Source organism: Bacillus sp. Root131 (genome assembly GCF_001429475.1).
Lineage (GTDB): Bacteria > Bacillota > Bacilli > Bacillales > Bacillaceae_G > Bacillus_A > Bacillus_A thuringiensis_S.
In genome coordinates this window covers 1,767,269-1,787,915 of sequence record NZ_LMJQ01000001.1, presented here as the reverse complement: position 1 = coordinate 1,787,915, position 20,647 = coordinate 1,767,269, and the positions used below count along the sequence as shown (strand labels likewise).

Sequence of the window (20,647 nt, the reverse complement as noted above, 5' to 3'; positions counted from 1 at the left end):
CAACATACGTCATTGTAGTTGCCCTCCTTTCCTTCGCCCTCTCGATAGTCTAATAATGTGGCGATGTACCTTTTCTTCTAATGTCACTGGCTCTTTTGGAATGAATTTTTCATTCGCATGATAATAGATAAATCGGTTTAATGCTTGTGACATTGCGTCTACCTGGTCATCATTTTTTCCTTGCGGAAAGGATGCGCACTCTTCCACAAAATCATGCACCCAAGGTGCTTGCCTTGGTAAATACACATTACCTGATTCAATATATGGTGAGACTGCATTCACACGCGAAACCTTACCACCTTGTGGATTCACCGGAATCATACCGCCGATTTCATTCTTTAACATCGAAATAATTGCCGGGCCATTCGCTTTATCTTCCACTAGTTTGGCATGGGCTTTCGGATATTTTCGTACCATATTGCGAATGGCTTGTAGGGTAGTTGGGAAGTTCATACGTGCTTTCAAATTATCAATCAAATACATATCCGCCCCATTCTTCCCCCACACCTGAATACACACAAAGTCACTGTCTGCTTCATCCTTAAATGTTGCATCGATACTCATAATCGTATGAACCATCTTCGGCAGCGTATCATAATATTGCCACCATTTACGCTTTAATAGATTCCCTTCCGCTGCGGTTGGTCTGCCTTGATACAATGAGTTAAAGCTACTTGGATATCGTTTCCGTTCTTGTATGAACTCTAACCCATATCGTTCTGGCCACAATGGTTCGCCTACTGCTCGTCCTATTACATCATCTTCCTCGGCTTCTAATGGAAGATTGTACACTTGCCAAGGTAATGGTTCACCATATTCCTTACTTAGCAACCTACCCTGTAAATCATCTTCATGCCATCTTGTTAGAATCAGTATGACAATTGCACCCGGATGTAAACGAGTAGAGAAGCTATCTATCCACTCATCCCATATCTTACCTCGATGCGTTTCACTATCAGCTTCCTCACGGTTCTTAATCGGGTCATCGATAATCATTAAGTCAGCACCCATACCAGTGATACCTGATAACACACCACGTGAGATCATGCCACCTATTTCATTATCCAGTAACCATTCATCATGTGCCGAGCTTTCTTTGGATATTTTGATATCGAATAAATCAGTACCATACATTTTGACCTTTTCTTTATTCTTCTTACCAAAACGGCGAGCAAATGTGTCACTATAACTTATTTCAATTACTCTATCTTCTGGAAAGTTTCCTAAATAATAAGATGGTAACGTCTCCGTAATGGTCATCGACTTACTATGACGTGGTGGCATATTGATAGCAATGTATTGGTTCGTGGTTGGAATCTCGCTTGCATTCATTTGTTTCTTTTTATTGAATGACACCACCAACAAACTCACTATGCGGTGCTTTCTTATATCTACCTTCATGTACATAACACACATACTCATAGTAATCACGACGTGCTATTTCYCTTTGTATCTCCTCCACTGTCGGTAGGTTTGGTAAGGATTGACTCAATTTGTTTCAGCTCCTCCACAGACAGGTTGCTAAGTTCTGGCTTTTGTACAACGGTTTGTTTCATCTCACCACTGTGATCAATCTCACGTCGGTCACGCCACACAGTTGGCTTTCGATTCTTGAGCCAAAAGATAATGGCTGTTGTATCAGGTGGGACTTGTCGTTTCACTCGTTTGGTTTCTATGCTTTGAAACTCACCGTCCACCTTTTCCCTTTCCACAGTGACTTCTTCATACGTGTAACCTGTCGCTCGCTTAAATAATGCATTCTCTACTTCACGATCTGATACTTCTTTTCCTTTTGCTAACGCTTGTATAATCAGTGGATGTCTATTCTTCCAATTGCTCAGCGTAGAACGACTCACACCCATGTTATGGGCAATCTGTTCTTCTACCAGTCCATCACGTGCCCATCCTTCTATTTTTAGTAACCCTTCTTTTGTCAGCCAAGGGTGTGCTTTCCCTTTCCCCATATGTATCACCTCACTAAAAATAAAAAAGCAGCAAATATTTTGCTACTTTAACTGCGTGTTATTCGCTTCGAATTCTCTTATATAACGGTATAAAGTGGCTCTTGCTACATCAAACATCTCACATACTTCCACTTTTGTTTTACCAGCTTCCAGCATTTCCATCATACCTTCAATCTGTTGTGGCGTATGAGCTTTCTTTCTACCGCCTTCACGTCCTCTTGCCTTTGCTGCAGCCACACCGTTTACCACACGTTCATTGATTACCTCTCGCTCCATTTCAGCCATCGCACCGAATATATGGAATAAAAACCTGCCCATTGTTGTCGAGGTGTCAATCCCATCTTTAATCGATACAAAGTGAATCCCTTTTTCATGAAATTCTTGGAGCAAGTTCACAAGCTGATGCATCGTTCTTCCTAAACGATCTAACTTGTAGACAACCAATGTGTCACCTTTTCGAAGCTTTCCAAGAAGGGATTGAAGCTCAACCCTGTCTTTTTTCACTCCGCTTTCCTTTTCTGTGACTATTTCTTCACATCCATACTGCTTTAATTCGTCCCATTGCATATCCAAACTTTGCTTTTTCGTTGAAACACGTGCATATCCAAATATCATAAAACCATCCCCTTACCTTTGATGGTTTCATTGTATCAATTTCATGTATCAAAATCAATAGTTTTTAATACATAGTTTTGATACACAGTGAACGTTGCTATTAGGCTCTATGTGTAACCGTCTCATAAACAACAGTTTGTGAGACACTATATTCATTGAGAATGATGCTTCCATCCAGCTAAATTGGCTTTGATAAATACTTTTTCTTCCTCATCAACCTGCGTTAACAGTTTATCAATTACCTGTCTATCCGTGTTAGCTAGCAAAAAAGCTGCCACTTTTGTCATACAGTTTACATAAGCAGTCGCATCTTTATTTTCCCCATTCATTTTCATAAAAAACGTAACTTTGGTATGCAAAATTCTCACCTCACCACTTTTCTTTTTTAGATGTCTACGTTGTCCACCGAACCTAAACTAACTAATCTTTATTCACCAAGATAATCGCTGGTCCTTCCACGACAATTCCGCCAAATTCAATCTTTTCATATACATTTACTTCTATTTTTGTAACACCTTCACGTTTCGCTAATTCCTCACTTAAATCTTTTGTAGTTAAATCCTTTACGTTCACCATACGATTCCTCCTCTTCCGCAATCATTTCATCATTGGTCAAAACTTAACATTGCGTTTTAAAATAGCTGTATACATCATATGTACCAAACCTCCTATTCAGGCGTAAAATATGTTTGCAATCAGACAAAAAAAGAGCATCTGCGCCAGTAGATGCTCTAAAAAAGGAGTTAATATGAGATTGAATATGAAACAACGGAGGGTTGTCCCATGCTCTAATATATGCTTGTCTGTATCAAAAGGTGACATAGGAAAAGCACCCATTAAGGATGCTTTGCTTTCATACATTATTTAGGCTTATATACTTCTGGTACTTCAAAATTATCATTTGTTTTTACCCTGACCATAGATATATTAGCTGGGTTTATCATAACATCTCCAACAAGGAGTAATCTGTTGAGTAATAACCCGTCTTTATCTGTAATCCAACTTTCAAATGTTTCTAATGGCATATGGACCTGATGTTTATATCCACCATTCATGCAAATCTCTAAATATTTCATTTTATCATCCTCCTATAGCTTACATTCGATAAGAACAAGGAGTTTCCTTTCCTCAAATCATAATATAAAAACAAATTGACCGCTCTTCTACACAGAATCACAGCCAACTTGGTATATGAATATAAAATAAATTCCATTGGTCTTTTCGTCCTATCGCGGGTTCCTACCGCCCATGCCCGTTCTTCGGTAACGTTTTGATAATGGGGCCCACTCACATCACTCCACATGATGGTGGATACGCTATCCCCACAGCACACTGTCTTCCAAACAGTATCTGTAAAAATATCGTACCCTTGATTCCCCTATAAAAAAGTACCCGATTTAGTACCTCAAACAGTACCCCAAAAGTTCCATTCTTTTCTTATATCATCTCTAATGCCGTGGCAAAGTTAAGAATACCTGACTTCCTTTTCCGGTAGAACTTACCTCGCTTCATCCCTAGTACCGTATAAATGTAATCATCATTTAACTCTGTCGCACTCATATATTTCATTTCTAATATTCGTTGTTCATCCTGATCTAGCGCATGCTCAAACGCTCGTTGTAATTGTCTGTACTTAAGTTCATGAACATTCAACTTTCTCAACTCTGGAAACAAAAGATCTGCTCCTAATTCCATCCGTTCTCGCTGATTTTGAAACCGTACACGTAATACCTTATACTTTTTCAGTTCTTCTATCACAAAAGGGCGTATTTCTTTCTCGTTGACATATGTAAAAAGAGATAATTGATTCATCGTATCCCTCCTGCATAAAATAGTTTTCTTTGTTCATACTATTTGTAAGCTGTTGACATCAGCTTTTCTCTTTACACTGTAATCCTCATTTTACTTGCTTTCTTTTCAGGCAAAAAAGCGGTTAGAAGACTAACCGCTTTTGTTGTTGTCACCATTTCACTTCATGTACATATATTATCTTGAATCCTTACTTTTCCAATCATTACTTGTTCATGACTCACACATAACAATAATGATTTAAGGTTTCAAGAACGAGCACTCTGGCACAAGTGCTCGTTTTATTTTTTTACGTATAAAAAGAAAAAGTTAATTCATACTATAAATACGCCATCTATAGGATTTGTTTCTACACCATTACAAGTGTGAGCAAGCATGAGAAAATTTCCCCATAAAACAGCTAAGTAAAATTAGCTGTTTTTATTTTGCATACATTTGCGTTAATACGTTATACTACATATACATTATTATTTCTTTTCTTGTTAGCTTGTCAGCTACCTTAGGAACCCTTACAAAAGGGTTCCTCTTTTTTTATTTAAATTCCTACTTCTAATTTAAGCTTCCTATTCTCCTTTCCAACACGTTATTACTCACCCGATACCTATGACATTCTAAAAAGATTCAAACGCGAATTCAACCTGTTTTATGAAGCCATTTTTTCTAATATAAGATTTAAACCGCTTCCTTATCCATTTCCGGGATAATACCTCGTTTCGTTAACATATCATGGATAAATAATCTTCCTTTTTGCGTCCAGCGTGTATTCATCTTTACGGATTTGCTACCATCCGAATGTGTCACATCAATTGTTTGCGATTTCGTATACCCTTTGTTTTGATGTTTGGCATACAGCAGCCATTGGTTGTTTACTTTGTACTGTATTTTTTCGTCCTTTAAAATTTTATTTAATCGAACTGCAGATAAACCATAATCGGCTGCAATTTGTGATACTGTTACGGTATCTTTTGACTGAAGAATTTGATCGAGGTATGTAATCTTAGATGCATGCTCTGCGACTTGCTGTGTCAACATAAGGTTCTTTTGTTCTGCCACTTGCCTTGCCTGTTGTTCTTGTTTCAGTTGGGACGCGAGACCAATCAGTAAATCTGGGTCTTGTAGTAAGGCGTTAATCGTATGCGGTGTCATGTATGCACCATGTTTTCGAATACTTGGGAGCACTTCTTCAAATACCCATTTTTCAAATTGTTCCGCTTGTGGGAGTTTGGATTTAGCGATTAGACGATATAAATTGGGTTCGTTAATGAATTTTTTCATTTGTTTGCCACTATTAGTAGGGACTAACGTTTCGTTCACCCCTTCTTGTTTACAGTGATCCCTAATTGCTTTGTGCGGATTAGTGTATCCTAATACTTTTGCAACATCTGTCGCCGGAAAGTACTCTTTTCCATCCTTGATAAAAACCTCTAAATTTCCGAACATATTATGTGCGAATGTTTGCATTTTTGTCATTTTTCATTTCCCCTTTTCTACAAAAGTGACGTTATTATTTGTTGTTTTTGTATTCCTTGTGTAAATCAGCTAACGCATGAAATGTATTGGTTTGAATGAGCCTTAAAACATCAAACGCTTCATGCGGTGTTAAACCTTCCGCCTCAACTAATCTTGCTAAACCTGTAATAATTAACTGTTGTCCAAAACTATCTTGATTAAATTCAACTTTTCCCACGTTTCATCCTCATTTCTCTGCAAAATGAAATTATCATGAAAAACTTTCTCAACACCAGCATATAGAACAAAGACTCTTTTTTTGGTAATATATAGGTAGTATCCATATACTTAGCTTCCTTAAAAGGGCCCATCCCCAGTGGGTCCTTTTAAATTTTCATGCTAAAATAGATTTTTGGTTAACATTTATTAATATATTTCCATAAGTCATCAATCTTTTCATTTTGTATATCCAGCGTTTCCTTATAAGTATCTAAACGTTCTTCTAGCTGTTTTACATCCAACTTTGTAAAAACAATGTGGCCAAGCAAAATAAAGATGGCTATCCATAAAAATGGCTCCATTACATCTACCTCACTTCTGTAAGAATAAATATTTTATTTCATTCCCATTCACCTTTATATCTCCTTCGAATATAGTACTATCATCCAAGTGAATACTCAGGTTGCTTCGGACCAGCTCCTAGTGTTCCTGGTGCTCCTGTTACCAAGAATCCGTTTATAAACAGCGGGTTCTTTTATTTTTTCTGCTATAACTATTTTGTTAACATTATCAAGAGACATGCATTGGTATATTTCATTTCCCTAATCCCTGCTCTTTCCCAAACTCAGCGGCTCTTTGCTGAATTCGTTTTAATATTCGACTAACTTGAACCTGACATCTCCCCACTCTATTCCCAATTTCTTGCTGCGTTTTATGTTTCGAATGCATATCCCACACGATTAATTCTGGATGCTCAAGTGTTTGGTAAAATGATTGAAGGACCATATGATTCTCGACTTGCTCTGTCTCTTCGATTACTTGTGTATCTTCCAGCATGTCTTCCAACAGAATTTCTTCACTACCACCACCCGCCGATGTATACATTACATCCTGTAGAGATTTTGTATTGGGTTGATATTGTAATGCCTCTTTCACTTCTGGAAGAGCCACTTCTAATTGTTTACAAATCGTCTCTCCATCTTCCTCCATCAATCCTTGCCTCATCATTTTCCCTCTCAGTTGATATAAAGCTCTTGGCACCTTTATCTTGTGACTATTCATAATAAACTTTCCAACTTCTCCATGAATTTTTGGTATCGCGTACGTAGAGAACTGATAACCGAGCTCATGATTAAAATCCCTTCTCGCTTTTATGAGACCAATCATCCCGTACTGCACTAAGTCCTCTATCTCCAAACCTGTATTCGCTTTAACTATTTCTAACATGCCCTTATATCTCTTCCAGATAAAGTGATGTACCAAATCTTCATACTTACTCATAAACTCCTCATCTGGCATCGCTCTCACATCTTCAATCGCTTTCATCATGCCTGTTTCTCCTTTTCCGCTTACTTGACTTCTTCGGCACCTGATTCGGCCCTTGCCATAACCCTTGCTTTCTCCATCTATTTTTCACTTTCCCAACGTAGGATGGACTTCGCTCAAACATGATACTAATTTCTTTATCTGGAATCCCCTGGTCATTGAGTTCTCTCACACGCGCTGGTGTCAATCCATCCGGCATATTTCCAGTCTTCCCTCCGCGACTTCTCGGCTCTGTATCAAAATATCTACCCAACTGACGTAATGTTTGACCAGTCGGGCATTTTGCACAAATGTTGATACTGAAGCTCGCATCATCTGAGCGATTGTAATAACACCGCCTACATTTCTGTTCAATAATATCTCCAATTTGATAGGTGAGTCGTATGCGTTCTTCCTTGGTGAGTTTCACATTACTCACCTACAATACTGCTTTTAATGCGATCCCTAATGCTTGCGCTCTTGCTTGTAATTCCAAGCGATGTTTCCGTTCCATTTCTGCTGTTTCTTCTGCCGCGCTGATTCTGATTTGTACTTTACGTAATTCAGCTTCCAGTTCCCATTTCTTTTCGCTTAATTGGTTGCGTTCACCAAGCAACATTGTGTATTCTTCCTCACGATTTTGAAATTGTTTTTTTAACTTTTCAAGTTCCGCTTTTAATTCCATTTGATGCATCCCATTATCTCTCTCTTCAGAATGTTCATTTTCCTCCCTAATAACTTTTGCACCCTGGACCAATGGTTTTGCACTCTTTTTCGTTCCCGACCTCTTAGCGCACTTCCTAACCCCCTCTTTTTTCTCTCGTCGTTTTGCAACATTGTGATACAATGTGCTTTCACTCACACCAAGACGATTTGCAATTTTTGCCCAAGATAATTTCTGTTCCCGTAACTTCTCCGCCTTCTCACATAATACATCCCAATTTCTCTCTTCAGCCATCTGCTCTGCCATCGTTTCATTTCTCCCTTCCAGTAAGCTGCCGCCTAATTGTTTGATTCGCTTCCCAACCCTACAGTTATCCGCACACCAGGAAGTCTTACGATTCCCTGACTTCCTGTATGCTGGCACTTTTTCACATCCCGCGCATTTCTCATCTTGTAGATCTAATATTTGAATCCGGATGGATTTCTTATCAAGCTTCATCGAAAGGCTTGTCCTCATCCGCTATTTCGAACTCTTCCGAGACTTGATTCTCCATTTCCGGTTTTTCTTCCCCTTTTGTCTCCTCTGCTGGTTCTGGCTGCTGCTCTTTCCACTCATGCCACTTTATCGCTAATGGTGCTACACGCTTACGGTATTCATCGATTACCTCAATAATTTGACCCGAGGACATGCTCAGCTCATTCGCCAATTTCAAGTACGATTCTCCCTCTAGACGACGTTTCACGATGTCCGGAAGTTTATTTGGCATACCCTCAAAGTTCGGTGCTAAACCGCTGATGATAAAAGCATCGATAATCTCACGGTCCGCTTGTTCTTTTTCTTCACGAGTCTGAATCTTTTCTTCTGGCATATCTAGATCCGCTTCTATTTGCTCGAATGTTGATTTTACCTCTTGTACCATTCCTTTCTCATCGACTTCGTACTGCGTAACCGGCTCATTTGTTTTCGCATTAATCGTGACATTAAAGTTGACTTGCATAGACTCTAGCGAAACAAATACTTTTGCATCAATCATTTCAGACAGAGAATCCAATTTCCCTTGTAGCGAGGAATCTGTTACTTCTAACACAATCTCTTTCTTCCCATCAGGTTTTAAGTTCACTTTCTTTAACACTGGTTTAAATTCGATATATGCCATTATGATCCGCTCCCTTTATTCTGCTTCATTTTGTTTTTTTGCTCGCTTCTCCGCTCGTTGTAACTTGTTGTACTCATCCAATGTGATAAAACCACCGTATTTCTTCACATGCTTCAGCAAAATCAGCTGTAAGTGTGGATATTTATACTCGAATAACTTTCGTTTCACGTTGAAAGTTTCGGTGATCATGCCTTTTATGTCTATGACCTCCACCTCACCATTTGGCAAGTACACCAGAAAGTCCGCTATGTATGTAATGGCTTGAAAGCTCTTGTCCTGTTTTTTAAATGCAGGTTGTAGATTAAATACTGGCTGCCGTTCAAACCCTTGAATTTCCCCTCTTGCACTGCGTATTTTTAAGCCTTCGTAATAATTTGCTTCCGCTTGTGAATCAAATACGTAGCCATCGAGGTTCACTTTTTTGTTGTTGTATTTGCTCAATTCCTCTCACCCTTATTTCATAACCAGCTTTTTAAATAGTGCTTCATCCTTCATGTCGAGTGCATAATCGATGAGTTGTTTTGTGAGGAGATTTTCGATTTCATCATGATCTTCCCCGTCTAAATACGTCTGCAAGGAACATTCATCGTCTTCTAGTACATCTAGGTATTGCATATTTTCATATTTCTCTCTGAAATTGATTTGGATATAAATTGGATCCTCATTCTCTACAAAATGCTCGTATGGTGCTGTCAAGCTATTGAACACACCATGAGGTGTATAAAATGCAGATGCTTTCCCTTCCACACATGCCGCCGTAACCTCAATACCATACGGATATTTACTAGCATTTTCTACGAAATGAATCCGATTTATAAATCTCTCATCACTAAACGTGACCAAGGAAGCAAACCCTCTTCTGATTTTCCGTTCTAGATTCTCAACTACCCATTCGATGAACTCCAACTTCTTCTCAACCGACACTTTACTCATATCATTCACTCCTTCTCGCGATAATCCTCACCTTCTACAGCGACCATATAATCTTTACTCATACCCTTTAAACGACTATTTGCTGCAAAACCTATCTTTTCACCTAACGTCTCGTCATCTTCGTTTGAACTATACAGAATCGGTAAATTATGACGATATCGATAATCAATGATCTGGTAGTACAAATTTTCTTTTGCTTCCGACCATTTGGATTTTCCTAAGTCATCCCACACTAGAACTTCTACTTGCTTTGCAGAATGTAATAAGCGATTGAATTCTTTTTTGTCATCGTTCATCATCTTTGCTGCAATGAGGTCATCCATGAACGTCCCGTCCGAAATCAGTAATACACTATATCCTTGCTTCATGAGATATTTTGCTGCAGCCACTTGCAAATGTGTTTTCCCAAGACCAAAACTGTTATGTTCCCGCTTTGCCTGTGCCCGTTTGGATGGTTCTAACTGTTTAATGCGGAGCTCACCAAACGTTGCGATAAAGCCTAAGCTATTTTGTTTCGTCCCCTTTATTTCTTCAAAATTACGCAAATATTTTACGATGGTTTCATACAACACTTTTTGGTTTTCTGTCTTTTGTTTGTAAGAATCAAATCTCGCTTGTGCAAACTCTTCTGGAATCATTGCATTCTTCAACCTTCGCTCTATCACTCGTTGCACTTTACACGAACAATCCTTCTGCACAGATACTTTCATTCCAAATTCATTGACTTCCTCGTAAAACAGTACTTCCGTATCCTGGCATGTTGAGCATTTATACTCGTTTGATGTAACTTGGCATGTTTCGTTCTCGGCTTGCAACTTCTTCCTCATAGCTTCTGCCCGTTTGATAATTTCCTCCATTGCGTCTCCAACGTGTTACATGTTCCCCACCGCCTTTTTGATTTTTATATGATTCATCCAGTTGCATGACATCCGCCATTGTTTTGACATTGCTTTTCTGCCAATTGGATAAAATACCGCTGATATATTTCCAGCGCTTTACATTTTGGTCAATCGCTCGATCCACAGCTTCTAACACCATTTCGCTTCCTAGCACATCACAAAACTCTCCCAAATCTTGCAGAGCTGTTTCACTTAGCGGAATATTGTTCTGCAGTAAATACTGATAACTTTTCTGAAATGCTTCGTCAATCAAGGGGTGCTTATCTACATCATCATCTTTAGTTAGATTAGTACTTGGTATATTAGTACTTAGTAAATCATTAGTATTTAGTAGTCCCCCTTTTTCCACTGTGTGGTTTCCCACTCGATGGTTTTACCACTAGGTGGATTTTCCAGGGGGTGGTTTTCGGTATCTATGGTTGGGACTTCATACACCACTGTTTCCCAACGTGAAATTTTCCCCGTTTCAGAATTTTGAACGGGATACCGCTTTAAGTAACCCGCTTCCTTCAGCTCTTTTACAATACTTGCAGTTATTTTTTCACTATCTTTGGTATGTTCACTCAGTTCTGAGATATGAAATGTCCAATCATCTGGCAAAGAAAGCATATAAGCGAGTAAGCCCCTTGCTCTCCAACTGAGGTTAGAATCATGTAAAGGTGTATTGTGTATGATTGAATAATTTGTATCTTTAGCTACTCGAAATATTCCCATCCCTTTTTACTCCCTTCTGCAAACCGCAATGTACGATTGATTTTCTAAAATAACTTTTTCTATGTGATAACCTGGATACCCAGCCTGTATATATCTTGCAATAGAATGCTTTAGTTCTTCTTTGGATTGCGCTCTCTCCCATAATTTATGGGAGAGGAGCACCTTTGATTTGCTCATCCTTCAATCGGGAATTCTTGTTGTCCAGCATCTTCTGTTATTACCTGTTCTCCTTCAATTGGATCCACTTCAATAAACTCTGGCTCTTCTGTAATATCTTTTCGCACCACTTCATCTTGCTGGGCTTGTGTCTGAACTTCAATACTAATCGGTAAGTATTTAAACATGTAACGAACCACGGTTTTCTTCGCCATTTCTTCATAGTCGCTACTCCAAGGGCTATAGCTAGAATTAGCGGCTGCAGAACGTTTTCGGCGTTTCTCAATTTCACTTTTCGGCATAAACTCCATTTGATACCCACCGTCTTTAAAATGAGCAACTGCATACGCTCCAATAAATGCGCCACGATCCCCATGTGATGGCTTATGCTCCAATTTTGGATGTAACCCCAACTCATATTCGAATTCGTCATTTTCATGTACAGCATGGGCATAAATACTTTGAATATGACCAGACCGTCTTGCGAGGTCAATCATCCCCTTATACCCGATGATAAATGTCGCTTCACGCTTATACGGTAAGATGTAACAGTGTCCTAGTAATCCTGGTTCCAATCCTAGCTGTACGGCTTGCATCACAGCCCCCATAAGAGAAGGAACTGCACATTCGAGAAGCTTTGGATTCGTTCGAATTGTTGTTAAGGCAATGCGACTCATACGGTTCATATCCATATGCTTCGGTAATACTTCCGCCATTCTAGGCGCCATTTTCTTCATGTATGCTTCTACTGTTTGTTCCGGTGTAACTGGCGCACTTTCTTTTCGATTTGTTAACTGGTTTTTCAACTTTTCATTTGTAGCCATATCTAATCCACTCCCTATTTTTTATTTCACTGAAAACTTTCTTGATATAGTTTCATTTGTATATTCTTTATGTAAATCAGGATGTTCTGTTTTGAATCGTTTGCTATCAAAACGATTACTTGTATAGGACTTCCAATGAATGGTGTAATTCTCCGTTGTCCCTTTCTCATGAGAGCCTAGTTTCGCTTTCAGCTTGTTCTCATACTCTGCCTTTTGTTCTTGTAGTACCTTCATTTCTCTATCTACTTGGTCCCTCGCTTCGATGAGTAGCTCTTCTTGCTTCCCTAGGCTGATAGAACTGTCCTCAATAGATTCTGGATACATTTGCTTGAGTAGCTGCGTAGATGCCTCAGAACCATCGAACATAGGCGGTACATCTTTCTCGACATGATTCAGCCAAAAATCCCGTTCCATATTAACAAGATATTGAATAATATCCTCATCACGCTCAATCTTCTTATAGACAAACTTATTACCACCAATTAATACGGCAATCCACCATGCTTCATAGCCTGTCACAGCCATATAGTGTTGACACTGGAGAAGGTAAGCGACCGGTATTTCTTCACCTTCCCAGTCCTTTTTTAAATATTCTGAAGCTGTTTTACATTCAAGCCCCACTCGTTCTCCTACAATGAGCCTGTCCACGTTTGCAAGCATCCAAGGATACTCTGGGTGTTGCAAGATAGCATTTCTACGTTGTACCTTTAGTCCCGTACGTTTGGCAAACTCCTGGGCAACTACTTCTTCTAATACATTCCCAAAATAAGCGGCTTCACTTTGTATATCTTCTTGCTCGATAGCTTGTGTTTTCTCAAGAAACACCTGTACTTGCGACTTCCATTTACTTAAGCCAGCAATGGCTGCCACATCAGAACCACCTAATCCTTGCTTACGCGCTTCTAACCATGCCCTACGATCCATATGTAATGTATTTGCCAACACCTTTGCATGCATGTTTCTTTCACTCACCTTCTGTGGTATACTAGCTTCACCTTAAATTTTATTGAGAACTCATTCCCGTGAGTTCTTTTTTTATTCTCCTGCCACAAAACGCGTACCATGTCTCTCTAAAAATTTCTCATTACATTCCTCGCAAATGAGGCTACCTTCAAACACGTAATACGTCATACCGAAATACAATTCACCGTCACAATCACTACAATAGTGTTCGAAATCTTTTCGTGGTGAATTGTGTGGGTTTCCTGTAACGTTTGGGTTTTCAATCATTCCTCTCACCCCATCCAATTTGTTTGTCGCAATCCACGCAATAATCGTACGCCGGTTGCATAACTGCTTCACCTGGAATGTATTCGTAATGTGTATCAATGTTTTTATGCTTACATTTAGCTTGTTTTTCTTTCTTTTTCTGCTCTAAAACCACTGAACAATACTTTTCTTCATGAATTTTTGCGCCATACTTTGTGAGAAGGCGCTTCCCGCAATGATCACATTGGAATAGCGTTTGATTTTTTAAAACTTTCACCTAACTGACCTCCTCAGCAAGCGTAATATAGTGCACCCTCTCCACAACATCCGCATTCACACCGATACTTTTCAAGCGGTGAACAATCCCACGAATATGCGCTCGTTCCTCATCATGCTTTTCTTTAGCACGGTAGAGTGCTGCCAATTCCCTTCGGGCTAATCGGGCTTCTTTAATCCAGATACAAAATAGATATGGGTCATTTTTTTGTAGCGCTTTAACTTGTTGTTGTTCGCAATGCTGTAAGAATTCATCGAGTATTTGTTTCTTTTCGAGGTCCTTTGTTAGAACTGATTTGGTCATGATTATTTCTCTCCTTGTATGAATAATTACCTCTCCAAAATTGGGGAGTGAGAATTTTATCCCTATGCACTCGGAATGACTCGTGTTGAGTTCGTATGACGATGCACTAAATGTAGTTGCCCATCTGCTTTCTTATAAATCAACCAGTTATCAGAATTTAAATTATATGCATTAATATGTATCTTCTCTCTCTTGGTTGGCCTTTTACCGTTTTTCATGCTTGCCCTCCTTTACATGAGGTCATTTCATGCTATAATGACCTCAACATGTGTTTTTATTAGACCGTCAGCCCCAACTGGCGGTTTCTCATGTTTCTTCTTGTGCCCAAGAAAAATGTTCTTACATTTAACGGTTTATAATCAGGGTTAATTTTTAAAAATGCTTCATTTTTCTTTGTATTTACTGTGGATCTACCCATCCCAAGTTTCACTGCAATTTCTCTTTCGGTGTATCCCTCACCCACATGCAGAATGATTAATTTCTCTTTTTCTTCCAGCACACTCGTTACTTCTTCAAATTCAACTGATAACAGCGCTTCTTCTTCCACATTTATAGGAGAAACTGCATAAAATTCATTTACTGAATCCTCATCTCGATGCCAATCAATCGAATGAATATTGATTTGATTCCTTTCCTCATGGCTCACTTTTCTACTTACCTTAAAAGGCATTCCTTTCATATGCAGCTCATCACTCATGGCCCATTTCATACCTTTCATCACGTATGCATGGAATGTATCTATTCTCTCTGCATCATATTTCACACAACACGCCCATAAATGCATGCGACCTACTTGAATTAAATCGTCCAACTCCATATTGTTCCTTTCTGCAATTTGTCTTGCTCTTGCGATACTTCCAAATCTTTGTTTGATCGCTGCGATTACTAAATACTCTTTCTCTTCGAACAACTTTTCAGGTGTCATTTTCTTTTACCATCCTTTCATTATTTTTCAAACAGCTCGTCCACTGTTGTTTTGAAGTACTTTGCTAGTTTTTGAGCTTCTTTTAGGGTGAAATCAGTTCTTCTGTTTTCTTTTGAGTGATAAGATCTAGACGATATGTTTATCAGGTTCGCAGCAGCCACTTGTGTAATACGTCGCTCTTTTCTGGCTATGTATAGGTTTTTGTGCATGGTATCGCTCCTTGTTTAATAATTTCTAGATTTCGCACGTATAGTTACCTGTGTTAACTTAACGGTCAAAAAAAATCTATAAACAACTCATCTATAGAAACTTTAAAGATACTTGAAATACCTAATAACTTGGCAGTTGTTGGTTGAAGCTTACCATTTTCCATCAGGTTAACTAAAGAGTGACTACAATTTAATAACTCTCCTAATTCCCTCTGCGAAAATCCTCTATTTTTCCTTAATAAATACAGTTTCTTACCATCAAATCTTTTCATCTTTATCCCCCTTAGTTACTTGTGTTAACATCATACAATGAAATAAAGTCTTCTGTAAACCTTTTTTATGTACTTTAATGGTTTTCTAAAAAAAGCATTGCTTCATTTACTTATTTTAGTTATTATAATCATAGAAATGTTTAATCCAGTTAACCGGAGGGTGTTAGTAATGGTAACATTAGGAGACCGTATAAAATTTATTCGTACAAAAAAAAATATCTCACAACAAGAATTAGCGGACATTTTAAATGTTAATCGCTCTGCAATATCTTTATACGAAACCAATAGAAAAAGCCCTTCGAGAGAAAATACCTATAAAATAGCTACCGCATTAGGTGTATCGATAGATTATTTATTAGGTTTACAAACAGATCCTTCTTTTCAAACTGACAACATCCATTCTGAAACTGCTCAACTTATGAAACGTCTTGATAATATGCCGTCAGAAACAAAACAAACCATTATTAATTTAATTGATGACTTACTTAAAATACACGAAAAAAGCCATGATTAATTATTATTAATCATGGCTTTAATTTTACTAACTGCAAGTATGTATTCTTCATCCTCGCTAAAAATTTGTTCTAAAATTAACATCTTTTTAATTTTATCTTCAGTGTTTTCCTGTTTAATTTTTTTTGCATTTATTTTGTTCATTTGTCTAATCTCTCCTATAAGTAATAGTCTCATCACCCATTGTAAATTAGCACCTTTTTTATAATTTTATTACTATTTTCGATAGAGGTCTCAAGACTAGCCAAAAAACAAAATGCTTTTTTTTAGCAAAATATATTGACAAATAAAAAAGACCCACTTAATTAACTTCATTAAGTAGGTCCAGCATATTCATCCCCCAGGTTTAATATCCATATAATAATTAATCTGTTTATCCAAAGCCTTTTCTTCTAATCCTTTATTAGCAACGAATGGTATTATCATTAAAGTCAACATCATTGAAAATATCAACATTATCTTCTTCAAATTCATTCACTCCCACCTCTGGTTTATAGTCCATCATCCATTCAAGTATAACAGAATCTTCCCCACGCTTATACAATTCTCTTGCACTCAAACTGGAAAAAAAATAATTACCTTGAGTAAAGAATTGCTGAAGACATTTATGTAAACTCTTATTAGAAGTATCTTGCATTGCCTTAAATAACACAATAAAGTCTTCATTTTCTTTCTGATAAAATACTGATGAGAATTTATCAATTTCTCTTAGTGCGATAACGGATTCATTCTTGTCTGATTCGTAATACAATTCGACCAATTTCAAGTTATACAATGCTTCAGTTTCTAAAATTTCCTCCCCAATCGCTTTAGATAACTCATAACTCTCTTTTAGTAGTGATAAGCATTTTTGCTTATCTTCAAGTAAATAAGACATACCCATTAAATACGTTGCATCTGAAACTGTCTTTGCGCTAATATTCACACTTTTTAAGATAGTAGCATATCTTCTTGTTAATTCTTTATTATTTAATCTTAAATGAACAGGTGCTAGAACCTCATATACCTTGTGGAAATAGCAATGTAGAATAAAATCTTTACGCCCACCACTTAACTGCTTAAGCCTCTGTTCTACTTCTTTACCCAATCCAATCATCATTGGAAAATCTTTAGAAAAGTAATAATTATAACATTTCATGATATCGATTAATATTCGTAAACAACAATCCGTTGGTTGCCTTAATTCACACAATTTATCAATTAGTGATCTACCATCAATCTCATTCACTATATATTGATACAATATTTCATACACATCCACAAACTCCTGAATACTCCCTTTATCTTTTCGATATTTTCCTATCAAACGTTTTAACAATTCAATATCCCTAGTAATTGAAGCGTACTCAAAGCTTTGTTTGATTAGTTCTGTTGTATCAACTTTCAAGCAAAAGTCACGCATTATAGTTTTGTAGTTTTCATCAGGCAACGTTAATACTTGCGACAATTTCAAGAGACTACAAAAACTAACTGTCCCACTTTTTTTGAACTTAGACATATATTGGGGGCTTACTCCAATAGCCTCAGCAACACTCCCATATGTTAGCTCTGGGCTATTGTCAATTAATTCACAAATTTCAACATGTAGCGGCTTCAAAGTATTCTTCCCTCCATCCGATAACATAAAAAGCCCCACCCTTAATTTTCTCAACTCAGGACACATTTTAAAATTACTAGTCGTGTGTTACACTGACGAGGAACTCGTATGATGCAAGTGTTTGTCCTAAGGTAGCTAGGATGAACGGTGTGAGGGGCTTTGTTCGGGCACCTCTTACACACGCTCTGCGAGTTTTTATGTTTTTGTTTATTTTGTTTTTTACGATTATTCTGTCTATTAATATGACAGAAACCCATATACTGTATACAGAGCCAATTTTAGCACGGGCTCGCATTCTATTCCACTCTAAAACTTATTTCTCAATATAACGTTAAAGAAAAATCTTGAGATTATTCGACTACAGGTTCACACATTTTACATTCGTAATGAACATTGGTTCATTTTTCATTCTATTCCACTCAAATCAATGTGGAAACCAGCCATTTTTCTACAATCACACCCAACCAATCCAAAAACACATTACGATATTATTATAAACAAATGTCGGACTTTCTCAATACCAGTCACGACATTATTATGGTAATATGATTTTATCCTTACTAAGGTATCGTCCTGATTGGTTTCCCTAACCAATCTCCCCACTAACATTAGTGGGGAATTTTATTTTTTGAGTATTTTCGAATTTAAATATGCTATAATGTTTTAAACGGCAATTTTATTTTCATGTAGGTAATATGTTATTAAAATTAAAGTGGTTCAAGTCAAAGTGAGACGCTCAATTTATGTTGAGCGTCTTTTCTTTTGGTAACAAACAAGTTATAATCTACTCAATAAATTGAATTATCAATCTTTACATATACAGGAGGGATTCTTATGGTGATCTACAAAGATAAAGAACGAGGAACATATTTTTTCGTTGTCAGAGTCCGTCAGTTTGATGGTACTCAAAAACAAGTAAAACGTCGTGGATTTAAAACAAAAAAGGAAGCGCGTGAAGCCGAAGCGAAAATGTTAGTTGAAAAAGAAACGAACTCTAGCTTAACATTCGCTCAAGTGGCGGATAGTTACTTTGATTGGTATTGCCAGAGGAGGAAACAGTCTTCGATTAACGCCATAAAAAATGCAATTTATAATCATTTACTAAAAGAATTTGGTAAAATGAAAATTGATACCATTACCGCAAAACATGTAATGAACTATCAAAATAAACTCTTAAATAACTACTCCGCTGATACTCTAAAGCAAATTCATACTATACTATCCGCTATATTCAATTTTGCGATAAAATTTTATGGATTGACTAGCAATCCAGCACGTATTGCAGGAAACTTTGAATTAGAATCAAATAAACGAATGAGTTATTGGGAATTCGATGAATTTCAAAGATTCATCGATACTGTAGATGATCTACTTTACAATGCATTTTTTTCGACACTTTATTATAGCGGCGCTAGGAAAGGTGAATTATTAGCTTTAACATGGGCGGATGTTGATTTTGTAGGAAAAACGATTAACATCAACAAAACTGAATACAATCGTCAAGTTACAAAACCAAAGACAAAATCATCGAATAGAATCATCTTATTGCCTACACTTATCATTAATTTATTGAAGAAATTAAAAGAACATGCTACATTAACAGCACCAGTAAAGAATGATTATGTTGTTTTCGGTGAGTTTTATAATAGTATTGCTACCTCCACGCTAGATGAACGATACAAGAAATATGTGGCTACTGCTGGAGTGAAAAAAATTTTACTTCATGAATTTAGACATTCACATGCATCTTATTTAATTAATAAAGGTGTAAGTCCACTTGTAGTAGCACAACGACTAGGTCATTCTGATGTAGCAACAACTTTGAATACTTATAGTCACTTATATCCGTCAAAACAAGCAGAGGCACTCGCCTTTATAGAAGACGATTTGGCAAAAAAGTTACCAAAGTGTCACCAAGGGCTCTAAAACCCTAGGTATATATGATACCGTATTTAATCCCGTCATAAATCCAGCTTCACCGAGCATCGTTTTCTCCATTAAAGCGTTACAAGGGCAAATCGTTACACATTGACCACAGCTAACGCATGAAGAATCATTAATATTTACTCCTTCATCCCAAATAACTCGTGGGCGTTCCGCTTCCCAGTCTATCGATAACGTTTCATTTACTTGTAAGTTTTGACACACCTCAACGCATTGACCGCATGCAATACATTGATTAGGGTCATAGCGATAAAACGGATGCGTCATATCAACTTCACTTACATCTACTTTCGGTTCATAAGGATATTTTTGATGTTCGATTTCCATTAATTCTGCTGTATTATGCAGTTTACAGTTCCCATTGTTATTGTCACATACTGTACAGTATAATAAATGATTTTCTAGTAACCGATCCATCGCCTCTGTTTGTGCTTCTTTTGCGCGAACAGAAGCACGTTCAATGTCCATACCTTCCGTTGCTATCGTCGAACAAGAACGCATTAACTTTCCGTCAACTTCTACAATACAAGTGTCACATGTTTGAATAGGATCTACTTCTGGCACGTAACAAATTTGCGGATGTTCAATCCCGTTCTCATTAATCACACCCAATATCGTTGAACCAGGCTCCGCTGCATACTTTTTTCCGTCAATTGTAATATGAACCATGTTGTCATTCATGGTCTTTCCC

General features: G+C 37.5%; 32 protein-coding genes and 1 pseudogene. 2 read left to right on the top strand and 31 right to left on the bottom strand.

What is annotated here, in order from left to right:
* Positions 1 to 9: 9 nt before the first annotated feature.
* From terL to ASE54_RS08855, 28 genes are all read right to left on the bottom strand, one after another.
* On the bottom strand, positions 10 to 1,407 hold the full coding sequence (gene terL, locus ASE54_RS08975) for a phage terminase large subunit (RefSeq protein ID WP_235567812.1): 1,398 nt from the start codon (positions 1,405 to 1,407) through the stop codon (positions 10 to 12).
* 20 nt (positions 1,408 to 1,427) lie between these two features.
* Positions 1,428 to 1,964, bottom strand: coding sequence for a hypothetical protein (locus ASE54_RS08970; RefSeq protein ID WP_057272979.1), 537 nt, complete (start codon positions 1,962 to 1,964; stop codon positions 1,428 to 1,430).
* Between the two features lie 42 nt (positions 1,965 to 2,006).
* Positions 2,007 to 2,579 carry a recombinase family protein gene (locus ASE54_RS08965; protein WP_003259446.1) on the bottom strand — a complete coding sequence of 191 codons (573 nt, stop codon included), beginning with the start codon at positions 2,577 to 2,579 and terminating at the stop codon, positions 2,007 to 2,009.
* Positions 2,580 to 2,731: 152 nt separating this feature from the next.
* The gene (locus ASE54_RS08960; RefSeq protein WP_003309811.1) at positions 2,732 to 2,914 is read right to left on the bottom strand and encodes a hypothetical protein; all 183 of its coding nucleotides are present in this window, start codon (positions 2,912 to 2,914) and stop codon (positions 2,732 to 2,734) included.
* A gap of 85 nt (positions 2,915 to 2,999) precedes the next feature.
* Positions 3,000 to 3,155, bottom strand: a complete 156-nt coding sequence (locus ASE54_RS33870; RefSeq protein WP_000248554.1) for a BC1881 family protein — start codon at positions 3,153 to 3,155, stop codon at positions 3,000 to 3,002.
* Positions 3,156 to 3,439: 284 nt separating this feature from the next.
* Entirely contained in the window at positions 3,440 to 3,655 is a 216-nt protein-coding gene (locus ASE54_RS08955; protein ID WP_000876114.1) for a hypothetical protein, read from the bottom strand.
* Between the two features lie 361 nt (positions 3,656 to 4,016).
* Positions 4,017 to 4,391: an ArpU family phage packaging/lysis transcriptional regulator gene (locus tag ASE54_RS08950; RefSeq protein ID WP_001072816.1), complete on the bottom strand. Its 375-nt coding sequence runs from the start codon at positions 4,389 to 4,391 to the stop codon at positions 4,017 to 4,019.
* Positions 4,392 to 5,060: 669 nt separating this feature from the next.
* On the bottom strand, positions 5,061 to 5,858 hold the full coding sequence (locus tag ASE54_RS08945; RefSeq protein ID WP_000164426.1) for a phage antirepressor KilAC domain-containing protein: 798 nt from the start codon (positions 5,856 to 5,858) through the stop codon (positions 5,061 to 5,063).
* A 34-nt stretch (positions 5,859 to 5,892) separates the two neighbouring features.
* The gene (locus tag ASE54_RS08940; RefSeq protein ID WP_000520931.1) at positions 5,893 to 6,075 is read right to left on the bottom strand and encodes a hypothetical protein; all 183 of its coding nucleotides are present in this window, start codon (positions 6,073 to 6,075) and stop codon (positions 5,893 to 5,895) included.
* 178 nt (positions 6,076 to 6,253) lie between these two features.
* The gene (locus tag ASE54_RS36270) at positions 6,254 to 6,418 is read right to left on the bottom strand and encodes a hypothetical protein (protein WP_000433162.1); all 165 of its coding nucleotides are present in this window, start codon (positions 6,416 to 6,418) and stop codon (positions 6,254 to 6,256) included.
* Positions 6,419 to 6,650: 232 nt separating this feature from the next.
* Positions 6,651 to 7,385: a sigma-70 family RNA polymerase sigma factor gene (locus ASE54_RS08930; RefSeq protein WP_000973815.1), complete on the bottom strand. Its 735-nt coding sequence runs from the start codon at positions 7,383 to 7,385 to the stop codon at positions 6,651 to 6,653.
* Complete coding sequence (locus ASE54_RS36265; protein ID WP_000778925.1) at positions 7,369 to 7,791, bottom strand: hypothetical protein; 423 nt, start codon at positions 7,789 to 7,791, stop codon at positions 7,369 to 7,371. Before ASE54_RS36265 ends, ASE54_RS08930 begins: the two co-directional genes overlap by 17 nt.
* A 9-nt stretch (positions 7,792 to 7,800) precedes the next feature.
* Positions 7,801 to 8,523, bottom strand: coding sequence for a zinc-finger domain-containing protein (locus ASE54_RS08920; protein ID WP_000762586.1), 723 nt, complete (start codon positions 8,521 to 8,523; stop codon positions 7,801 to 7,803).
* Positions 8,513 to 9,181 carry a hypothetical protein gene (locus tag ASE54_RS08915; protein WP_000323349.1) on the bottom strand — a complete coding sequence of 223 codons (669 nt, stop codon included), beginning with the start codon at positions 9,179 to 9,181 and terminating at the stop codon, positions 8,513 to 8,515. Before ASE54_RS08915 ends, ASE54_RS08920 begins: the two co-directional genes overlap by 11 nt.
* Positions 9,182 to 9,196: 15 nt before the next feature.
* Positions 9,197 to 9,622: a DUF1064 domain-containing protein gene (locus tag ASE54_RS08910; protein ID WP_000049838.1), complete on the bottom strand. Its 426-nt coding sequence runs from the start codon at positions 9,620 to 9,622 to the stop codon at positions 9,197 to 9,199.
* A gap of 12 nt (positions 9,623 to 9,634) precedes the next feature.
* Positions 9,635 to 10,114 (bottom strand): YpiB family protein, encoded by a 480-nt coding sequence (locus ASE54_RS08905; protein WP_000049348.1) that lies wholly within the window; start codon positions 10,112 to 10,114, stop codon positions 9,635 to 9,637.
* 5 nt (positions 10,115 to 10,119) lie between these two features.
* Positions 10,120 to 10,929 (bottom strand): ATP-binding protein, encoded by an 810-nt coding sequence (locus ASE54_RS08900; protein WP_226790187.1) that lies wholly within the window; start codon positions 10,927 to 10,929, stop codon positions 10,120 to 10,122.
* The gene (locus ASE54_RS36755) at positions 10,883 to 11,362 is read right to left on the bottom strand and encodes a DnaD domain protein (protein WP_226790180.1); all 480 of its coding nucleotides are present in this window, start codon (positions 11,360 to 11,362) and stop codon (positions 10,883 to 10,885) included. Before ASE54_RS36755 ends, ASE54_RS08900 begins: the two co-directional genes overlap by 47 nt.
* Positions 11,341 to 11,727 carry a helix-turn-helix domain-containing protein gene (locus ASE54_RS36750; protein ID WP_226790181.1) on the bottom strand — a complete coding sequence of 129 codons (387 nt, stop codon included), beginning with the start codon at positions 11,725 to 11,727 and terminating at the stop codon, positions 11,341 to 11,343. Before ASE54_RS36750 ends, ASE54_RS36755 begins: the two co-directional genes overlap by 22 nt.
* A 173-nt stretch (positions 11,728 to 11,900) precedes the next feature.
* Positions 11,901 to 12,707, bottom strand: coding sequence for a recombination protein RecT (gene recT / locus ASE54_RS08890; protein WP_000224585.1), 807 nt, complete (start codon positions 12,705 to 12,707; stop codon positions 11,901 to 11,903).
* 21 nt (positions 12,708 to 12,728) lie between these two features.
* Positions 12,729 to 13,664 carry a lambda-exonuclease family protein gene (locus tag ASE54_RS08885; protein ID WP_000543065.1) on the bottom strand — a complete coding sequence of 312 codons (936 nt, stop codon included), beginning with the start codon at positions 13,662 to 13,664 and terminating at the stop codon, positions 12,729 to 12,731.
* A 78-nt stretch (positions 13,665 to 13,742) separates the two neighbouring features.
* A complete protein-coding gene (locus ASE54_RS08880) occupies positions 13,743 to 13,937 on the bottom strand; it encodes a hypothetical protein (RefSeq protein WP_000572113.1) in 195 nt (64 codons plus the stop codon).
* A complete protein-coding gene (locus tag ASE54_RS08875; RefSeq protein WP_000866208.1) occupies positions 13,930 to 14,193 on the bottom strand; it encodes a hypothetical protein in 264 nt (87 codons plus the stop codon). Before ASE54_RS08875 ends, ASE54_RS08880 begins: the two co-directional genes overlap by 8 nt.
* Positions 14,194 to 14,496 carry a hypothetical protein gene (locus tag ASE54_RS08870; protein WP_000167563.1) on the bottom strand — a complete coding sequence of 101 codons (303 nt, stop codon included), beginning with the start codon at positions 14,494 to 14,496 and terminating at the stop codon, positions 14,194 to 14,196. It lies immediately after the preceding gene.
* Positions 14,497 to 14,558: 62 nt separating this feature from the next.
* On the bottom strand, positions 14,559 to 14,714 hold the full coding sequence (locus tag ASE54_RS36260) for a hypothetical protein (protein WP_000788396.1): 156 nt from the start codon (positions 14,712 to 14,714) through the stop codon (positions 14,559 to 14,561).
* A 59-nt stretch (positions 14,715 to 14,773) separates the two neighbouring features.
* Complete coding sequence (locus ASE54_RS08865; RefSeq protein WP_000187073.1) at positions 14,774 to 15,421, bottom strand: sigma-70 family RNA polymerase sigma factor; 648 nt, start codon at positions 15,419 to 15,421, stop codon at positions 14,774 to 14,776.
* 20 nt (positions 15,422 to 15,441) lie between these two features.
* A complete protein-coding gene (locus tag ASE54_RS08860; protein WP_000549470.1) occupies positions 15,442 to 15,630 on the bottom strand; it encodes a helix-turn-helix transcriptional regulator in 189 nt (62 codons plus the stop codon).
* Positions 15,631 to 15,695: 65 nt separating this feature from the next.
* A complete protein-coding gene (locus ASE54_RS08855) occupies positions 15,696 to 15,902 on the bottom strand; it encodes a helix-turn-helix transcriptional regulator (protein ID WP_000819158.1) in 207 nt (68 codons plus the stop codon).
* Between the two features lie 169 nt (positions 15,903 to 16,071).
* Here ASE54_RS08855 and ASE54_RS08850 point away from each other — a divergent pair, with 169 nt between their 5' ends.
* Positions 16,072 to 16,416 (top strand): helix-turn-helix transcriptional regulator, encoded by a 345-nt coding sequence (locus ASE54_RS08850; RefSeq protein WP_003259427.1) that lies wholly within the window; start codon positions 16,072 to 16,074, stop codon positions 16,414 to 16,416.
* Here ASE54_RS08850 and ASE54_RS36255 read toward each other — a convergent pair.
* Positions 16,413 to 16,559 carry a hypothetical protein gene (locus ASE54_RS36255; protein WP_001033745.1) on the bottom strand — a complete coding sequence of 49 codons (147 nt, stop codon included), beginning with the start codon at positions 16,557 to 16,559 and terminating at the stop codon, positions 16,413 to 16,415. The two genes, ASE54_RS08850 and ASE54_RS36255, sit on opposite strands and share 4 nt — an antisense overlap.
* Before the next feature lie 259 nt (positions 16,560 to 16,818).
* On the bottom strand, positions 16,819 to 18,039 hold the full coding sequence (locus ASE54_RS08845) for an AimR family lysis-lysogeny pheromone receptor (protein ID WP_000947503.1): 1,221 nt from the start codon (positions 18,037 to 18,039) through the stop codon (positions 16,819 to 16,821).
* Between the two features lie 807 nt (positions 18,040 to 18,846).
* Here ASE54_RS08845 and ASE54_RS08840 point away from each other — a divergent pair.
* Positions 18,847 to 19,938 carry a site-specific integrase gene (locus ASE54_RS08840; RefSeq protein WP_000237495.1) on the top strand — a complete coding sequence of 364 codons (1,092 nt, stop codon included), beginning with the start codon at positions 18,847 to 18,849 and terminating at the stop codon, positions 19,936 to 19,938.
* Between the two features lie 27 nt (positions 19,939 to 19,965).
* Here the strand turns inward: ASE54_RS08840 and ASE54_RS08835 are convergent.
* Positions 19,966 to 20,637 (bottom strand): annotated as a pseudogene (locus tag ASE54_RS08835) (2Fe-2S iron-sulfur cluster-binding protein); the annotation flags it as partial.
* Between the last annotated feature and the right edge of the window lie 10 nt (positions 20,638 to 20,647).

Excerpts from the sequence above, each read along its gene's own strand:
- terL (WP_235567812.1), bottom strand. The coding sequence starts at position 1,407 with ATGTACATGAAGGTAGATATAAGAAAGCACCGCATAGTGAGTTTGTTG.
- ASE54_RS08965 (WP_003259446.1), bottom strand. The coding sequence starts at position 2,579 with ATGATATTTGGATATGCACGTGTTTCAACGAAAAAGCAAAGTTTGGAT.
- ASE54_RS08960 (WP_003309811.1), bottom strand. The coding sequence starts at position 2,914 with ATGAAAATGAATGGGGAAAATAAAGATGCGACTGCTTATGTAAACTGT.
- ASE54_RS33870 (WP_000248554.1), bottom strand. The coding sequence starts at position 3,155 with ATGGTGAACGTAAAGGATTTAACTACAAAAGATTTAAGTGAGGAATTA.
- ASE54_RS08955 (WP_000876114.1), bottom strand. The coding sequence starts at position 3,655 with ATGAAATATTTAGAGATTTGCATGAATGGTGGATATAAACATCAGGTC.
- ASE54_RS08950 (WP_001072816.1), bottom strand. The coding sequence starts at position 4,391 with ATGAATCAATTATCTCTTTTTACATATGTCAACGAGAAAGAAATACGC.
- ASE54_RS08945 (WP_000164426.1), bottom strand. The coding sequence starts at position 5,858 with ATGACAAAAATGCAAACATTCGCACATAATATGTTCGGAAATTTAGAG.
- ASE54_RS36270 (WP_000433162.1), bottom strand. The coding sequence starts at position 6,418 with ATGGAGCCATTTTTATGGATAGCCATCTTTATTTTGCTTGGCCACATT.
- ASE54_RS08930 (WP_000973815.1), bottom strand. The coding sequence starts at position 7,385 with ATGATGAAAGCGATTGAAGATGTGAGAGCGATGCCAGATGAGGAGTTT.
- ASE54_RS08920 (WP_000762586.1), bottom strand. The coding sequence starts at position 8,523 with ATGAAGCTTGATAAGAAATCCATCCGGATTCAAATATTAGATCTACAA.
- ASE54_RS08915 (WP_000323349.1), bottom strand. The coding sequence starts at position 9,181 with ATGGCATATATCGAATTTAAACCAGTGTTAAAGAAAGTGAACTTAAAA.
- ASE54_RS08905 (WP_000049348.1), bottom strand. The coding sequence starts at position 10,114 with ATGAGTAAAGTGTCGGTTGAGAAGAAGTTGGAGTTCATCGAATGGGTA.
- ASE54_RS36750 (WP_226790181.1), bottom strand. The coding sequence starts at position 11,727 with ATGGGAATATTTCGAGTAGCTAAAGATACAAATTATTCAATCATACAC.
- recT (WP_000224585.1), bottom strand. The coding sequence starts at position 12,707 with ATGGCTACAAATGAAAAGTTGAAAAACCAGTTAACAAATCGAAAAGAA.
- ASE54_RS08885 (WP_000543065.1), bottom strand. The coding sequence starts at position 13,664 with ATGCATGCAAAGGTGTTGGCAAATACATTACATATGGATCGTAGGGCA.
- ASE54_RS08880 (WP_000572113.1), bottom strand. The coding sequence starts at position 13,937 with ATGATTGAAAACCCAAACGTTACAGGAAACCCACACAATTCACCACGA.
- ASE54_RS08870 (WP_000167563.1), bottom strand. The coding sequence starts at position 14,496 with ATGACCAAATCAGTTCTAACAAAGGACCTCGAAAAGAAACAAATACTC.
- ASE54_RS36260 (WP_000788396.1), bottom strand. The coding sequence starts at position 14,714 with ATGAAAAACGGTAAAAGGCCAACCAAGAGAGAGAAGATACATATTAAT.
- ASE54_RS08865 (WP_000187073.1), bottom strand. The coding sequence starts at position 15,421 with ATGACACCTGAAAAGTTGTTCGAAGAGAAAGAGTATTTAGTAATCGCA.
- ASE54_RS08860 (WP_000549470.1), bottom strand. The coding sequence starts at position 15,630 with ATGCACAAAAACCTATACATAGCCAGAAAAGAGCGACGTATTACACAA.
- ASE54_RS08855 (WP_000819158.1), bottom strand. The coding sequence starts at position 15,902 with ATGAAAAGATTTGATGGTAAGAAACTGTATTTATTAAGGAAAAATAGA.
- ASE54_RS08850 (WP_003259427.1), top strand. The coding sequence starts at position 16,072 with ATGGTAACATTAGGAGACCGTATAAAATTTATTCGTACAAAAAAAAAT.
- ASE54_RS36255 (WP_001033745.1), bottom strand. The coding sequence starts at position 16,559 with ATGAACAAAATAAATGCAAAAAAAATTAAACAGGAAAACACTGAAGAT.
- ASE54_RS08845 (WP_000947503.1), bottom strand. The coding sequence starts at position 18,039 with ATGTTATCGGATGGAGGGAAGAATACTTTGAAGCCGCTACATGTTGAA.
- ASE54_RS08840 (WP_000237495.1), top strand. The coding sequence starts at position 18,847 with ATGGTGATCTACAAAGATAAAGAACGAGGAACATATTTTTTCGTTGTC.